The organism is Bacteroides sp. 41_26 (genome assembly GCF_949740115.1).
Classification (GTDB): domain Bacteria; phylum Bacteroidota; class Bacteroidia; order Bacteroidales; family Bacteroidaceae; genus Bacteroides; species Bacteroides nordii.
The window spans coordinates 93,267-111,067 of the sequence record NZ_CATJGZ010000067.1 but is presented as its reverse complement, the minus strand read 5'-3'; the positions used below and the strand labels follow the sequence as shown (position 1 = coordinate 111,067).

The window sequence follows — 17,801 nt, the reverse complement described above, 5'->3', positions numbered from 1 at the left end:
TTTCGAACCTTATGAATAAACAAACTTTTCTATCTTTTATCATTCTGTGTGGGATTACTGTGACTCTTGGTGCCCAGACTACTGCTTATCGTTTGGAGAACCCCTTTCTGGTACGTACGCTTGAAGTAAACAACGGTGTCCTGGCTACTCAATCTATTTACAATAAACTTTCTGGTAAAACGCTGACGCCTCTCTCATGTGAAGAGTTTGCCTTGCGCATTTCTGAGGGTACCGACAAAGAAGGTACCGACCGTATCTTGACTGCTAAAGATTTTACAGTACTTTCTGTTTCCGACTACAATCTTACATCAAACAAGAAAGGCCGTGGTTACAGGTTTGTACTTAATAATAAAAAAGAAGAACTTTCGGTGACGGTCAGCTATGAATTGACGGATGATGATTCTTTTTGCCACAAGTACTTGCAGATTCGCTCTGGTAAGGATGTTACATTGGAACGCGTTGATGTGGAGTCTATCTCTTTCGCTGATGCCCGGCAAAACTATACTACAAAAGAAATTACGGCTCAGGGGAGTGCCCGTTGGAAACCGGGTCTGGGACAACCTCTTTATACAACAGAAACGGCTACCTATTGGGGAATCGAATTTCCTGCGGCAACCAATCTGGTAACGGATCAGAAAATGTCTTGTGGCTATCTTCGTGGCTTCGGACTTTCTAAAGACGAAGAGTATACCACCTATAAGAGCGTGGTTGGAGTGGCAGATGATCCGGCTTATCTTGATGATGCCTTTTACGCCTATATCGATAAAATAAGGAAGCGTCCGCTTCGCTTACAGATTCAGTACAACAGTTGGTTTGATTTTGGGAAGAGTGTTTCGGCCCGAACGTTTACAGCCAGTGTGCGTAAAGTGAATAGTGAACTGGTGCTTGAACGAGGGTGTACACCTTTGAATGCTTACGTCATAGATGATGGTTGGCAAAATGCCGATCCGGCGACTGCTGATTGGTCCGAAAAGGTATGGACGGTTAATTCAAAGTTTTCTCCCGATTTCTCCGAAAGTCGGCAAGCAGCGAAAGAAGCCAACTCTAAGCTTGGACTTTGGTTAAGTCCGGCTTCCATTTTGGGTGGATTGAAGATGGTTCCTAAAATGCGTGAATATGGGTATGAATCTCTCTCTTATGGTATGTCTATGACGGGAGCTGTATATATGCAGAAACTTGAAGACCGGGTTGTGGAGCTTGCTTCCGGGGGTGTCTCTTATTTTAAATTTGACGGGCTGTTCGGACACCTTAATATCCGTGATTTTGAGTTGCAGGGAAGAGGTACGGCTGCTATGCCACAACTTGGAGTTGAAGGCTTTTCTTCCAATGACGAGCGCTTGAATGATTCCCGGTATGACGAATTGAAACTTTATTACCTGACCGCCGGAACAGAACGTTTGATGAGGATTTTTAATCGTTTGGGAGAAGTGAATCCGGATATTTTTATTGCTATCACGAATGGAGCTTATCTTAGTCCCTGGTGGTTGCAGTACGTTGATGTGGTTTGGCTGATTAATGCCGGAGATGCTGCCAAAGGAAACAATCGTAACGGGGAACTGGTATATCGTGATAATGTATACCATCAGATATGGAAAGAAGAGAATACGAAGTTTCCGATGAATTCTGTTTTCAATCATGAACCTAAGAAAACAGGTCCGGATGAAACACCGGAGGCTTTCCGTGATTATTTGTATATGAATCTTAGCCGGGGCACTGGCTTTATTGAGCTGTATATCAAGACGGAAAAGTTGTCTTATTCCGATTGGGACATTCTGGCCGATGGTTTGAAATGGGCTCAGAAAGTATTCCCGCTTTTTCATAATGTCCGTATGCATGGTGGTTCGCCTCGCAACAATGAGGTGTACGGCTACAGTGCCTGGAATAAAACTCAGGGGTATCTCTCTTTTCACAACCCTTCGGAAAAGGAGCAAACTTATAGTGTGATGCTTGATCGTAATTTGGGATTATTACCCGCAACGGATATGATTTATCATGTCTCATCTCCTTTGGGAAGTGTGGGCAGTAGAGTGAAAGCCTCGTATCGTTATGGTGATATGCTATCGTTGACTTTGAAACCTGGCGAGATTGCTGTTCTTGATTTTACTAATCTTGCCTCCTGCTTTTCCGGTTTGGGAAATGAAGGTATATCTTCAGTTTGTGACTGACGGAATGAGAGGTTTAACAAAATGTATTTTCTATATCCTTTTTATAACGTTGTAGCAGAGCAGAACTCTGGTTTACAGAATTGAAGGCATTGTAGACGCGTTGTGAGAACGCATAAAGTTTGTACTTGGATTATTTCGGTGTTAGAATGAAATGCTTTCTTTTTTTGTAACTATCTTTATGATTGTAGATAGTTGATACTGGGTTTGTTCTGCTACTTTCTTTTTTGTCTCTTTTCGCTACTCTGATAAATCGTGTCCTACCGATAAAAACAAACTTTTCCGATAAGAAAATGTACATATCTTACCGGGAAAGTTTATTTATGTGAAGTTTATGCGATTCTTTTTGTAAAGTTTTCTCAAGTGGCTGTTTCAAACAGAAAGTCTTATTAGCCGATTTTTGATATTTCTATCCTTTTGCTCTTTAAAAGCGGTAATTGACTATCTTTCTTTTCTTTCTGCTTTTACTACTTACGTGTCTTTCCATACGGCAAACGTTCGTATACCCGAAAGTCACCCAAGTAGATCTGTTCGTCTTTGATACCGTTTTTAGGCCGGTCATCAGGACCTTCCATTCTACCTCCCAAACTACGGTAGATACCAAACTTATTGCGGATATTGGTTGCTCCGCTACGCCAGAGATCAACATCATCAAAAAATTGATTTATCAGTACTTTTCCGTCACTGATACGGGTAATCTTTATGCGAAAGGAACCGTGGTCTGTATAGTGCATTTCAGTCTCTACCTGTACCCATTCATCTTCAAACTCTTTGAGAGGGATATTGTCAATAAGGATTCCTTTGGAGCTTGCCCTTGTGTCACCTGTATGAATGACCTGTATCCGGCGGTTACTGCCGTCTGCATCGCAACGCGGTGTGATGGTGATAAGAGGTGCACCGTTATTACCTTCCTGTGCTTTGAGCTGGTGAATATGGCAGAATGAAGTCGAAGGACGGAATCCTTTCGGTATTTTGAATTTCCATTTTAGCTGTTGCCATTCATCCCGGTTACCATTTAGTTTTTGCCATGCGGGCGAGGTCTGGCTTTTCATTTCATTGCGTTGGCGGTCTTTCAGCGATCCGCGATCACCGTCGAGGAATTCTCCTGCATGGTTGGTAAATTTGAAAACATATTGTTTCAATACATTATCATATACCACTTCTGCATGTACTCCAGTATGATGGTCTTTGAGCGAAGAGTTGGGGTGCTCGCTGTAATCCCATCCCAACCGACGCATATATTGGTGAATGGCATTGTAATCTTTGCCAACAAGACTCTCGTCAGCTTGCATACTTCCCTGTAGAGTATATGCGATAGAATCCTTTTCCGGAACGGAACTTTTGAAAACATCTCCAGCATGGCATGGCAGGCAGGGAGCAAGATACATGCATGCTGCTACAAATGGGTAAATAAGTGATTGCTTCTTCATAATATTCTATTCATGTAAGATAAATTAATGATGCAAATATATCTCTTAATTCTTTCCGTTATCTCGGACTGATACGCTTCGGGATAATATTGATAACGATTGATACAATAGTTCAAGCCGTTTGAAGGATTATCCCTTACATTTGTCACAATAATACAAAATACTTATATTATGAAATACAAACAATTCTTTTTCCTTTTGGCAGGCGCTTGTCTGATGGTTTCCCCTTTACAGTCACAAGAGTATAATCTCACTAAATTTCCGAAAGGTTCTACTCCTCTCGAAGCTGGTAATCGGATCGCTAATAAGTTTATTGTCACCCCACATACCCGTTTCGGAAATCCGCGGGCAGAAAAAGCCCCTAATTATATAACGTATCCCGACGCTTGTGCGTGGCTGGGTGCTCTCTGGTTTGGCAAAATTACTAAAAACGAACCTTTACTTGACAAACTTAAAGATCGCTTTGAACCTCTATTCTCCACAGAGCAGAAGATGCTTCCCCGCATGAATCATGTAGATCATAATGTGGTGGGAGCTGTCCCCCTTGAAATCTATATCCAGAAAAAGGGCGATCAGCGTTATTATGATCTCGGTATGCGATATGCCGATACACAGTGGGAGGTTCCAGCCGATGCTACTCCCGAACAGAAAGCATATGCCGATAAAGGATATTCCTGGCAGACACGTATCTGGATTGATGACATGTTTATGATCACTACCATTCAGTCGCAGGCCTATCGTGCTACAGGTGACCGGAAGTATATTGACCGTGCTGCCCGTGAGATGGCGATGTACCTCAAAGAGATTCAGCGTCCCAACGGACTATTTTATCACTCTCCCGAAGCTCCTTTCTTTTGGGCACGTGGTAATGGCTGGATGGCTGCCGGTATGGCTCAGCTATTATCTATTCTTCCGAAAGATAATCCGGACCGTACTACTATAATGGAGGCTTATAAGAAGATGATGGATACACTCAGACAAAACCAGGACCCGGATGGCATGTGGCATCAGCTTATTGATGAACCGGCTTCCTACAAAGAAACTTCCGGTACGGCAATGTTTACCTATGCCATGATTGTGGGAGTGAAACATGGCTGGCTTGATAAGAAAGAATATGGCGTTGCTGCCCGTAAAGGCTGGCTTGCACTGGTGACCTATATCAACGAAGATGATGAAATAACCAATGTGTGTGAAGGGACAAATATAAAGAATGATAAGAATCATTACATGAACCGTAAGCAGATCACGGGCGATTTGCATGCACATGCTCCTTTGTTGTGGTGTGCAGTTGCATTGCTCGGGAAATGATTTTCAAAAGATTGTACAGCCTTTCTTTTGTTGACAGAGAAAGGCTTTGCTTTTTTCCTGTTATCTATTGCGTCGTAAGCAACATATTATATCTTTGCGTAGAAAATAATATTATGAATTACACATTACTATTCTAATGAAGAAACGATTATTGTTGTTTTTAGTTTGTTTTCTCACCTTGCCGACGCTAGTTGCCAAAGAGGCTGAGAATTTCTATTTTTCTAATCTGAACCTGAAGGATGGTCTTTCCCAAATCTCCGTTCTGAAGATTATGCAAGATTCCAAAGGATTCATCTGGTGTGCCACTCGTAATGGGCTGAATCGATATGACGGTAACCGTTTTGTGGCATATAAGCATAGCAATACCGATTCGCTCAGTTTGAGCGATAATCACATAACTACTTTGGCCGAAGATAAGTCCGGTAATCTATGGATCGGAACAAGTAAGGGGCTCAATCGCCTTGATTTGAAAACCAATAAGATAAAATCTTTCAATACCAAAGCTTATCCATTGCTTTACAACAGTTCCATTCGTGCTTTGCTGGTCGATTCCCGCAATCGTCTGTGGGTAGGTACGGCCGAAGGGATGTTCTTGTATATTAATGACATGGATATGTTTCAGGTGATTGAGCTGAACGGACAGATCAAGAAAGAACTGATAGCCGATATCTATGAAACTACTAAGGGACAAATGCTGATCGGTACAAAGAACAAAGGACTTTATGTCTGTGATATGAACATGAAACCATTGAAGCATTTCACTGCCAATAGTAAAGATAAACTGGGCATTCTGCCCAGCAATAATGTTGCTACCATTTTTGAAGATTCCAAAGGACAGATTTGGGGCGGAGCCACTTACAACGGATTGTTCAAGCTCGATATAGATCGCGAAACGATTGTTACTTATACCAAAGATAACAGTGCACTTTCCAACAATAGCATCCGTTGTATTGCCGAAGTGGAGGGTACACTACTTGTAGGTACGTTCGACGGACTTTATACAATTGATCTGCACAACAACTCCAAACTGTTGCACTCCGACGCCTCTTTGGAACAAGGCAACCTCAGCCATTTCTCTATCTATTCGCTTTTTGTGGACAGAAGCAATATTGTATGGGTAGGCACTTATGCCGGGGGTATCAATTATAGTAGTAAGTACAACAATCGCTTTGTTTTTCATGATCCTACAACTGTCTTTGATGCCATGTTCGGCATTTATGGTATGATGGTTTGTATGCCTACTGGTTGTCTGTATATGGCAACAGAAGGGCGGGGGATACTCGATTATAATCTGCCTACGCGCAGGTATCAGTATTATCCTATCAAAGATTCCGTTCAGTTACAGCATAGCCAGAATATTGTAAAAGGGCTGATGTTAGAAGGTGATATCCTGTGGTGCGGAACCAATCGCGGTGGTATTTATCAGTTTAATATCCGTACAAAGAAATACTCGCTTTATTATCAGTTTAAGGAAGCCATGTCTATTTATTCCATACTGAGAGCATCGAATGGTGATCTCTGGTTGGGAGCTGCCAGTCCGGATGTGGGATTGATTAAACTTGGAAAAGACAAGAGTGTACAGAATAGTTTTAAGTTGGCCAATGATACTCTTCCTCCGCAAAGAGTGAGGAGTGTGCGTTGCATGATGGAGTTGAGACCCGGAGTATTGCTTGTAGGAACCCGTAATGACGGGTTGGTGAAATACGATGAGTGGAGACATGAGATGACTTATTACAGTATGGATGAAGAGTCTGAAAACCAGCGTCTGCAGAATAACTACATTACCAGTATTGTCCGTGATGCTTCCGGAAATATATGGATTGGCATGTTCGGAGGGGGGCTTGCCCTTTATGACGAAGAAAAAGGGATTATCAGCACCGTTACACAGGAATCGGGATTGGCTGAGAATGATGTTTGTGCCATTGTTCCCGATGAAAAGCACAATCTCTGGATCAGTACCAGCAACGGTATTTCACGCTATAATATCAAGACGAAAGAGTGCGCTAACTATAATATCTTCAATGGAGTTGCCATACAGGAGTTTACCCCTCATAGTGGTGCTATGCTTCCCAACGGAGATATTTGTTTTAGTGGAAACAATGGTTTTGTAACCTTTACCCCCGATGAATTGCAGCAGAACTCTTACATTCCGCCACTTGTTCTTACCGGATTGGTGGTTAATAATGAAGAGGTGGAACCTGGAGCAAGTACTATACTTACCTCTATTCTCGATGATACCGAAGAAATCAGGTTGAAATACAATCAGAATAATATATCCATTAGTTACTGTGCACTCAATTACATTTTTCCGGAACAGAATCAATATGCTATTTTCCTTGAAGGTCATGATAAGGAATGGAATTATATCGGCAATCGTAAAGAAGCCTATTATACCAATCTGAGCCCGGGAACCTATACCTTTGAAGTGAAAGGAGCCAATAATGACGGGATATGGAATGAGCAGGTAAAGAAACTTCGTATCATCATCACTCCTCCCTTGTGGAAGACCTGGTATGCGTATCTGTTCTATGTCGTTGTCTTTTTGTCTATGCTTACAATTATCATGTATTACATCCTCAATAAGCAGAAACTGGAACGGGAACTGGTGTTCAAGCAGAAAGAGAAGTTTCAGCTTGAAGAGTTTCATCAGACCAAGCTACGCCTGTTTACCAACTTCTCTCACGAGTTACGAACTCCGTTGACGCTGGTTATCGCACCTTTGCAGGAACTCATGCAGATGGCGGATTTCAGTGCAGGCGTGAAGAATAAGCTCAGTCTGATATTTAGTAATGCACAACGGCTGTTGCTGTTAGTCAATCAGCTTATGGATCTTCGGAAGAACCAGGATGGAAAGATGCAGCTTCGGCTCACTAAGAGCAATATCCGCTCTTTTATGCTGGAGATTTGCTGTGCTTTCAATCAGATAGCTATGAATAAGAACATCAACTTTGTGTTCGAGAGGAATAAAGAGCGCCTGAGTGTATGGTTTGATAAATCTCTGTTTGAGAAGGTTGTTTTCAATTTGCTTTCCAATGCCTTTAAGTTTACGAATAGCGGAGGAGAGGTTTCACTCGATCTGAGAGCAATCTCCTATAGCGAACTGCCATCCCGGCAGCAAGAAAAGTTGGGAGAGCTTCCTGCCGATACGAACATGATACGCCTGTTGGTGACAGATACAGGTAAAGGAATTCCTACGGATGAGATTAAGAACATATTCACTCCTTTCTATCAGGTAGGGGTGAGTCAGGAAAATAATGTGGGTACAGGCATTGGGCTTAGTCTGACCCAATCTATTGTCAACCTGCATCATGGTATCATTGAGGTAGCCTCCAATGAACCTCACGGAACTATATTCGAAGTAATCATTCCGGTTAGTAAAGGGGTGTACGATGAGTCTTGTTTTGCGGCGGAGGAAGAAGAGCGTATTGTGGAAGATGTAATTCCGCCTACAGCGAAACTTCCTCTTATGAATGCCGAAAAGAAATGGACTGTTCTGCTGGCGGAAGACAACAATGAAGTACGTAATTATGTAAAGGAGTGTCTCGAACCTTATTATTATGTGCTCGAGGCAGACAATGGCGAAGATGCCTTTAATATCTGCGTAGAGAAATATCCCGATCTCATTCTTAGCGATATTATGATGCCTCGTATGGACGGTCTTGAACTTTGTGCACTGGTGAAGAAAGACCTGCGTGTAGGCCATATACCGGTTGTGCTGATGACTGCCAAATCGATGGTTGTACATATAAAAGAAGGCTTCTCCGTAGGTGCCGATGATTATATTGTCAAACCATTTAACATGGATGTTTTGCTCTGTCGCATCAATAACCTGCTTGAAGCGCGTGAGAAACTAAAGAAACTCTATGGTAAAAAATTCTCTCCCGAAGCATTGGGCATCGAGATCGTTTCTACCGATGATCGTTTCACACAAAAGTTCTTTGAGATTATAGAGAAAAACATTGCCAATCCTAATCTGAATATAGACCTGCTGAGCAAAGAGATTGGGTTAAGCCGTGCCAATCTGTATAGAAAACTAAAGGCCATAACAGAGCTGTCTCCAACCGAATTGATCCGAAACAAACGATTGGAAGTTGCCGCTAAACTATTGGTGGAGTCAGACTATACCGTGTCGGAGATTTCCGTACTTACCGGTTTTAATAGTCATGCCTATTTTTCAAACAGCTTCAAGCTTGTGTATGGGTATTCACCTTCGGAATTTGTGATGAAACATCGTGAAGGTGGTAAGATATCACTAAATGACGATCTGAATCCGGAATAAGCTTGTTATTACAGGCGTGTTGATTGATTATTTCAAGCAAATGATACAATATTTATAATACGAGTGTGTGAATTCTCATAGCTTTGTCAAAAACACACAAGCTATGAGAAACACACTTTTTTTTATCTCCTTTTGGGCAATACTATTTTTTGCTTTGGTAGCATGCCACTCTCATTTCTCACCTCCTTCCGCTTCTTTACTGGAGCAAGCATTAAAGAAAAGTGGTAATAATCGTTCTGAATTAGAAAAGGTATTGGCGTATTATTCACAGAAAGATACCGATAGCTTAAAATTACGGGCCGCTGTCTTCCTTATTGAAAACATGCCCGGGCATTATTCTTATTATGGTGCATCGTTAGATGAATATCGTGATAGTGTAAACCGTTCGGCTGCTATGTGTAGGCTTCCCTGGCATATCCGGCAGATTTTTCATCTCTATCCTTATCAGTCCATTCATAAAGTGAGTGGTGCACGCCGTATAGAAGACGTGGAGTGTATCACCGCCTCTTATCTTATACACAACATAGATTGTGCTTTTGAAGCCTGGCAATATCCTTGGGCACATCATCTTGATTTTGATGATTTTTGTGAATATCTGCTTCCTTATCGTGTAGGCAACGAACCCATTACTAATTGGCGTGATTCTCTGAAAGGTATGTATGGCGATATGCCCGGACGTTTTGCAGGGATAGATGAGATTAATGAGTCTCCCTATCAGGCATGTCTGTATGTCAATAGTAAAATGATAGAAGAGATGGGGTTTGCCCGGAAAGATTCCGTTCGTTTTTCTCATCCATTGATCGGAGAGAAAGATATTTTCTCTTTAGGCTGTCCGGAATTTGTTCCTGTTACTGTATTAGTGATGCGTTCTTTAGGTATTCCCGTTTCAATGGAGTCTATTGAACAGTGGTCCTCCCGTGGGGGAAAGCACTGTTGGAATGCTGTGTACCATTTCACAGGTTTACATTATCCTTTCACCGGATTTGAATCACGTCCTCGTGGTCTGAATCAGGATTATAAGATGAATAAAGTGTATCGTCATACTTATCAACGTAATGCACGGGCGTTGATAGATCATACCGGTGACGAATCTATCCCCATCTTCTTTGAAAACCGCTTTTTACAGGATGTCACTTCCGAGTATATGACTTGCCATGATATAACTGTCTCTCTGGATTATGAACCGGATGATAATCAGGAATATGCCTATCTTTGTGTATTCAACAACTCACATTGGATACCGGTACATTACGGTAAGCGGGATGGACTTAAAGTAACATTTACAGATGTTGGTCCCGAAACCATGTTTATAGCAGGGTATTTTCAAGATGACGAATTACAACCTGCTTCTCTTCCTTTTCATGTTCGTTTGGATGGTACTATTCAATCTATTTCTCCTTCCAAGACAGAACGAACATCATTAACTCTACATCGGAAATACCCTCTTTTTCACCGTTTTGCCAATTACAGCCGTCATATCATAGGGGCTACCATAGAATCATCAGATTATAAGGATTTTTGGAAAGTAGATACATTATGTACCATTACCCACGATGCCAATACACAGTATGATTCTGTATATGCTTCGGGTGTTTCCATACCTCGCCGTTATCTACGTATCAAGCACAATGGAAATGCTAAAATGGAACTGTCAGAATTAGAGGTATATGGAGCAGATACAACCACCTGTCTATATGGAAAACTCTTTTTTCTTCCTGCGGATGCTCATTTGTTGCCTCAGGCGTATGATCTTTATAATAAGTCAATTAATGACTATATCGCTATTTCAGACTGGATCGGTATTGATTTGGGGAAGAATACTCATGTGACCAAGGTAAAATATCTCCCCCGTACAGATAGTAATCACGTGATGGCAGGTGATATCTACGAGCTGTTTTATTACAATGATCATACGTTTCAATCATTAGGCGAACAGAAAGCAATGTATCCCTTCCTGAATTTTCATAACATCCCTTCTAATGGATTATACCTTTTGATTGATAAAAGTCGTGGTAAGGAACATCGGATATTTACGATGGAGGAAGGCAGAGTGCGTTTCTGGTAAGAGTAAAATAAAAAAACATCTGCAGATGTATATTAATGATAGTATTAACTGAAAAAGAAAGAATTATGAAGAAAAAAATCTTAATCGCATTGTCTTTGATAGCACTCATTGTGGGCTATTCTTGTCAGGAAGATTTGGGGGTGGCTCCTATAGAGCAGGATGTCGGAACAGTGGGGTTGTCTGTTGGTAAACTAAATGCCGAATCTGCCAGGTTTCTTTTTGACAAAATGAACGGTATTGTCGAACTACCTTCTTGGCAACGAGAAGAAGACTGTAATGACCCAAACTGCCAGACGAAGCATACAAATGGTTTGTCTGGTAAGGATTCTGTTTTATGTGAACATGATAGTTGTACTCACCACGGACATGAATATACACATAACTACAACATAGACAAGCAAATGCTACATAAAGCTCGTTCAACTCTGCCAGAACTGAAAAAAAGTAATATTCGCATGGAGTGGGATAATGTCCGAGAGTGGTCGGATACAACGTTTAACTATGTTGAAGTCCCATTGAATACGGGCGGTAAACTGTATGCATTAAAGAAGTGGCAAAAAAAAGATGAAAAGATGCAGAACGAACGTAGTAAAGTGGAATGTATGCTGGTTTTTCAACAGAAGCGAGATTCCTCTCGTGTTGAATGTTATATGATTACTTTAATAGGTACCAAGGAATATTTGAAGAAAGGCAAGAATGAAGTAAAAGAATTGCGGCATAGGCCTTATAATAGTAAGTTTACAGGTTTTGTTTATAAGTCCACTCTCAATGGCCATATTCGTCAAGGTTGGTATTATACAGACGGAAAAATTACACATAAAGTTTTTAGCAGACAAGCTTTGAAGAATAGAGTAATACCGGAAAATGCAATTTATTATAAAATGGATATGATAGATTTGTCAGTCAATGCTTCCACTTATTCTGCAGACTGGGAATATTATCAATGTCCGTTTTGTAATGAGTGGCACAATATAGATGATTACTATGATTGTGATGTAGTGATTGAATATTGCTCCAATTGTAATCAGCCTGTAGATGATTGTGATTGTTGTTATTATTGTGGGCAAAGCCCGTGTCAATGTTGTTATAGATGTTGGGAGTATCCGTGTATATGTTATAAGTTATGTTCAAACTGTGGATTATATCCATGCGAGTGTTGCAGCATTTGTCATAGTTATCCTTGTACTTGTGAAGATTCGGAAACAAATTGTCCGGGTCCTAAATGTCCTGTATGTGCAGGGCTTATAAATGATAATAATTCATCAACAAGAGCAGCGAGTCCTTGTCTTGTTTGTTCAAGCAAAGAATGTCCGATTTGCCAGAAAAGACATTGTAAGGAGATTCATACATTATGTGATTTAATTTCTAATGCTCAAGCATTGAAAAATACAGCTTCTGCAATTTATAATGCTATGCGATCTGTAGTGGCGGATGACCCGAGATATTATTCATATGCTGATTTTGAAAATGCTTTGAGTACAAATGGAATGTATGAGAATGCAATAAGTTTATCATATTATCCGGATGAAGACGTATATAGATTAGCTGATTTAAAAAGAGGGACAAGTACCACCAGTGTAGAGGTTGTAACCAGCTTTACTACTGTATCAACAATTCATAGCCATCCCAATAAGACTCCACCATCGGGAGTTGATCTGTTGGATCTTGCCGGATGGTATACGGATTATTCTATTTGCGAATCATCCTATATCTACACAGAAGATGGAATTTATATGCTTTATGTTGAGGATGGAGACAAGGTTAAGTCTTTCTATGCCGAACATGCCGGTAGTGCATCCGCGCCAGGGGCTTCTGTCCTTGATATGTTTAAGTCGGGAACTGAATTATCTAAAATCTGGATTAAAGCATATGGAACTGATTTTAGAGACTTTAGTAATGGTTATGAAAGGCATATGATGGCACTTGCGGAGTTGTTACGTCAAACAGACTCCGGCATTCGGATACTCAAAAAAGAGAAGATGTTAATAAATTTTGATGTGTATTCTACTATTGTTAGAAATGAAAAAATTGTTCCAATAAATTGCAAATAATATTATGAAAAAATTATTTTTAGTCTTGTTTTTTACTACATCTTTAGTAGTAGAATCTTTTTCCCAATCTGGTTATGTTTCTTTAAAAGAGTGTAACAATGATACTTTGAAGTACATGGAGGTGAATTTTATCACCCATAAAGATCGGTATATTAATCAGCCTTTCTCAAAGTTTACAGATGAATTTGAGCTTGACATTTATTTGCAAAGCCCCTTTAATGGTCGCCTCCCTGATAAATCTAAATATTGGGGGGCAAGCATGACTTATGTTATGGAAGATTATTACTACTGGAGGGACAAACGTCCTCTTTATTTTATTTATGTAGAATTTGAAAGACCTTATTTGAAAAATGGGGAAGATATTCATTATTCTGTCAGGAAGTCAATACCTAATCTTTATCGTTCCCTATTTAAAGATCAAGTGATAAAAGATTTGGAAATTCGTTTGGTAGAAAACGATCCTCGTAGTTGGAAAGAAGTAGATCGTTATTAGGTCTGTTTTTTATCTGAAGCGCATTTAAAAGCGCTTCAGATATTCTTTCATTATCTTGTTATAAACGAAAGGTTTTGATGTATCAGCCAATTATATAAGGAGGTATTATCTTGTTTTGATGGCTAATTTAGATTTGTTAAAATGAAAAAGATATTTATATTAACTGTTGCTATTGTGTTAAGCCTATTTATGCTTATTTCCCGGAATGAGCATATAGGAATTAATCTTTCTCTGAATTCTGATGTATGTACTTTTCCTATGGAAACCAAACAAACCTGTTATTTAAACCTTGGTTTTTCTTCGGATATGAATTGTTTGAATGGATTGGCTGTCAATGTGTTGGGTAGTATGGTGTATGAGGCAAAAGGAGTAGCTGTTTCCGGGTTATACATTTTAAATCATACCGCGCATGATTATGATGGTTTGTTTCTTTCCGGAGGAATAAATTTCACGGCAGGTGTATTGCATGGGATACAGATAGCTGGGATCATGAATAGTCTTGGAGAAGTTTATGGAACACAAGTATCGGGAATGTTCAATTTGGCTGAAACATTGCGTGGAATACAGTTTTCCGGTTTGATTAATTCTGCAGGTGACGGAGCTGGTGGAATGATAGCACCGGTCAATGTTACTTCGGGAGAGTTTAAAGGAATACAGATCGGCTTATTTAACTACTCAGAAACGTATACATTTCAGATTGGTTTGATTAACATTAATCGGTTCACTTTAGGTTGTTGGGAATGGTTGTCGAATTTACTCACTTCAATTACTTTTTCGTAAGTTATAAAAACTATTTCTATTATTTTATTATTAAACGATGTATATGAGAAAAGTTTTGATATTACTCTTATTATTGAGTGCTGCGGTAGGATTGTTCTCTCAGAATAGATGTTTCGGTGTTAATTTGTCTTTAGGTTCTAAGGTTTGTACGCAGCCAATGAGATCCTTGGATTTGGAGAATATACGACGCGATTCCATTAAGTCTATAAAAGGGCAAACTACTTATTTGAATATTGGCGTGAATTCTAAAGCTGATAAACTATATGGATTAGCTTTTAATTTATTAACTCTACGTGCTGATTGTATCAAAGGAATTGCTATTGCTGGTTTTGGGAACATTAACCATTATTCTGGTGAATATAATGGCATTTGTTTAGGGGGAATTATGAACATGTCTCCTGATGGTACTAAAGGGCTACAAGTGGCTGGATTAATCAATAGCTCTGATAATATATTCGGGATACAAGTTAGTGGATTAATCGGTATAACCGATGTTTTGCGAGGAGTACAGATTGCCCCACTTAATTTTTGTGGCGACTGTAAAGGTGTACAAATAGGAATTGTAAACTATTGTTTATCGGAAGAAAAGTCCAATATTTTCCAGTTGGGTCTAATTAACCTCAATCGCTCCACAAAGATACAAGCGATAATCTTTGGTGGGAATAGTTCACTAATGAATGTGGGCATTCGTTTTCGAGGAATGTTATTTTATAATATGGTTGGCGTAGGTGCTTATTCTTTCCATTTGAATAATAAGTTCTCATGGAATTTATCCTATCGTAGCGGTCTTTGGCTACCAATTACCAAATTCTTAGACATAAGTGGTGATGTAGGGTATCAACATTTGATGACCGAGAAGAATCGTAATGAATCCCTTCCGGGAAGTTTATATGCTTTGCAGGCACGTTTAAATTTGGAGTGTAAAATTAGGAGCAAACTGTCTTTGTTCTTATCCGGTGGGTATGAGGTACTCCGTCATTATGGTAGAAACAAAACCCATTCCCATCAACCGATTATAGAAGGAGGCATTATCTTGTTTTGATGATTAATTTAAATTTGTTTCGATGATGAATAATTATTTACGAGAAATTATCAATTGTATGAATTACAATACCGTTTTATCACAAGTGTTTTTCTTCTTGTTGTTAGGATTTCATGCTCATGTAAGAGAAGTTTCAAAAGTTTCTCACTTATATTTCTATCCTGGATTCTCTTTTATTTTTTTTGCAATAAACCTATCGTTTTTTGTATGCTTTAGAGACTCAACCTGGAAGCTATGGTATATTTGGCGTATTTTTTGGATTATTCTGTGGAGCACATTAATGCTATGTCCTTCTGTTGAAGAATATGTAATATGCTATTTTGATAATTAATCGTTTTATTTTTAACTACAGAAAATGGTTATCAAATTTGTAGATATAAAGTGGCTACTGGCAGGCATTATTTTTTTGCTTTTACCTTTTTTTACCTCTTTCAGACACCTGATAGAAGAAAATCATTATATAATGTTATTGGGGGGCTGCTTCATTCTATTGTGTGCAACTTTGAGCATAAACCGATCCGAGTGGATATCGTTGAGCATGACAGATATACTTGTCTTACTATTTGGAGGATGGATACTTATGACTACTTTTCTTTGGAATGAACGAAGAGTTTCGGATGAAAATATTGTTTTGTGGATTGTTGCCGGTGTTTTTTATATCAGTGGACGTATTTACGGACCATCTTCGCAACGTATATGGATATATGTAGTAATTGCTTTGGGTGTTTTTATACAATCTATATATGGTTGGTTGCAATATATAGAATGGCTGCCTTCCAATCATCTTTATTTTTCAGTAACAGGTGGTTTCTTTAATCCTGCACATTTAGGGGCATATACCGGGCTTGCAATATGGGCTTTTTTCTTTTTAATGAAGGCTGTTTATAACCAAAAACGATGGTCATTATTTGGAGGTTTGCTTTTAGCTGCATTACCTGTTACAATGTTATTTATAATTATACAATCTCGTGCATCCTGGGTGGCTTTATTTCTGTCTTTTATAGGTTTCTATTATTTCTGCAAAAGAAGGAAAATACGTTTTCAATTTTTTTTATGCTCCTTGTTGGTCATTACGTTGTTAGCTGTTCCTCTTTATAATTTGAAGCAAGATTCGGCAGACGGTCGTCTTTTTATTTGGAGGGTTAGTAGTGAATTGATAAATGAAGCTCCATTAACAGGAAAAGGAGCCGATTCTTTTCCTGCCGGATATATGTTGGCGCAAGCTTCTTATTTTAAGGAAAACCCAAATTCAGAACATACGAATCGTGCTACATCCAACATTCATGCTTTTAATGAGCCTTTGCGTATCTGTTGTGAATATGGTATCATCGGACTGTTAATTTTTCTTGTACTTTTTGTTACTCTGTTTACTTCCCGGTCTGACTGTTATATTCGTGCTATACTTTTGTATTTATGTATTTTTTCCTGTTTTTCTTATGTAGGGGAAGTTTCTTCTTTATTGATAATGGTTGCATTTCTTTGGGGAGTTGCATCCGGAAGTGGAAAGAAGAAAATAAAAGGTTGTGCATGTAGATACAGGAATTTTCTTCGAACCGGTATGATTTCCTTTGCATGTTTGATGGCTGTCTGGGCATGTTGGCGGTATCAGAGGGTTCTGTCCGGATATGTTTTTGCCAAACAATATAATAGAAGTTATATTTTAAATAATGCCCATTATTTATATAAGAATGGGCAATACACAGAGGCCTTACCCTTTTTACAACGGGGGGCTGAATTGCTGCCAAGTCCCGATCTTTATATCGATTTAGGAAATTGCCTTATGTATCTGGAAAGATATACGGAAGCGGAAAAAGTGATATCAACGGCTATATACATGGTTCCGGGACATATACTTCCACATTATTATCTTTTTCGGTTTTATGTAGAAACCGGGAATGATGAAAAAGCAAAAGAGCTGGGTGACAAGATTCTTATAGGTGAATATAAGTTGGAAGGGTCTGTTGCAATGGAAGTAAAACACTATGTGCGAAAATATCTGGGAAAGTAGAGAGTTTCAATGTGAATTTATAAATATCTAAAGAAATAATTGTATTTGTTTAATGCTGGATTCTCTTACTTATAAAAGTACGTATTTAAATGTGTGTTAATTACCTATTTAAGACATACTTAAAATGCATAGTTTGTACTAATAAAGTACGTACTTTTATAATGTAAATATACAAAAGGTTAA

10 protein-coding genes are annotated in these 17,801 nt (G+C 39.2%); 9 read left to right on the top strand and 1 reads right to left on the bottom strand.

Annotation, left to right across the window (positions count from 1 at the left end):
- Nucleotides 1–11 precede the first annotated feature (11 nt).
- Complete coding sequence (locus QX565_RS08935; RefSeq protein ID WP_289292576.1) at nucleotides 12–2,165, top strand: alpha-galactosidase; 2,154 nt, start codon at nucleotides 12–14, stop codon at nucleotides 2,163–2,165.
- Between the two features lie 464 nt (nucleotides 2,166–2,629).
- Here QX565_RS08935 and QX565_RS08930 read toward each other — a convergent pair whose 3' ends face one another.
- Nucleotides 2,630–3,592 carry a hypothetical protein gene (locus tag QX565_RS08930; protein WP_289292575.1) on the bottom strand — a complete coding sequence of 321 codons (963 nt, stop codon included), beginning with the start codon at nucleotides 3,590–3,592 and terminating at the stop codon, nucleotides 2,630–2,632.
- Between the two features lie 171 nt (nucleotides 3,593–3,763).
- On the opposite strand from QX565_RS08930, the gene QX565_RS08925 reads away from it, so the two are divergent.
- The 8 genes from QX565_RS08925 to QX565_RS08890 all read left to right on the top strand — a co-directional run bounded on the left by QX565_RS08925 (nucleotide 3,764) and on the right by QX565_RS08890 (nucleotide 17,618).
- Nucleotides 3,764–4,900: a glycoside hydrolase family 88/105 protein gene (locus tag QX565_RS08925; RefSeq protein WP_289292574.1), complete on the top strand. Its 1,137-nt coding sequence runs from the start codon at nucleotides 3,764–3,766 to the stop codon at nucleotides 4,898–4,900.
- Between the two features lie 136 nt (nucleotides 4,901–5,036).
- Nucleotides 5,037–9,179 carry a hybrid sensor histidine kinase/response regulator transcription factor gene (locus QX565_RS08920; protein WP_289292573.1) on the top strand — a complete coding sequence of 1,381 codons (4,143 nt, stop codon included), beginning with the start codon at nucleotides 5,037–5,039 and terminating at the stop codon, nucleotides 9,177–9,179.
- 103 nt (nucleotides 9,180–9,282) lie between these two features.
- A complete protein-coding gene (locus tag QX565_RS08915) occupies nucleotides 9,283–11,244 on the top strand; it encodes a hypothetical protein (RefSeq protein ID WP_289292572.1) in 1,962 nt (653 codons plus the stop codon).
- Between the two features lie 65 nt (nucleotides 11,245–11,309).
- Nucleotides 11,310–13,295, top strand: a complete 1,986-nt coding sequence (locus QX565_RS08910; RefSeq protein ID WP_289292571.1) for a hypothetical protein — start codon at nucleotides 11,310–11,312, stop codon at nucleotides 13,293–13,295.
- Between the two features lie 4 nt (nucleotides 13,296–13,299).
- Entirely contained in the window at nucleotides 13,300–13,788 is a 489-nt protein-coding gene (locus QX565_RS08905; protein ID WP_289292570.1) for a hypothetical protein, read from the top strand.
- 141 nt (nucleotides 13,789–13,929) lie between these two features.
- Nucleotides 13,930–14,568 carry an LA_2272 family surface repeat-containing protein gene (locus tag QX565_RS08900; protein WP_289292569.1) on the top strand — a complete coding sequence of 213 codons (639 nt, stop codon included), beginning with the start codon at nucleotides 13,930–13,932 and terminating at the stop codon, nucleotides 14,566–14,568.
- Nucleotides 14,569–14,623: 55 nt separating this feature from the next.
- The gene (locus tag QX565_RS08895; RefSeq protein ID WP_289292568.1) at nucleotides 14,624–15,610 is read left to right on the top strand and encodes an LA_2272 family surface repeat-containing protein; all 987 of its coding nucleotides are present in this window, start codon (nucleotides 14,624–14,626) and stop codon (nucleotides 15,608–15,610) included.
- A 538-nt stretch (nucleotides 15,611–16,148) separates the two neighbouring features.
- On the top strand, nucleotides 16,149–17,618 hold the full coding sequence (locus QX565_RS08890) for an O-antigen ligase family protein (RefSeq protein WP_289292567.1): 1,470 nt from the start codon (nucleotides 16,149–16,151) through the stop codon (nucleotides 17,616–17,618).
- Nucleotides 17,619–17,801 lie beyond the last annotated feature (183 nt).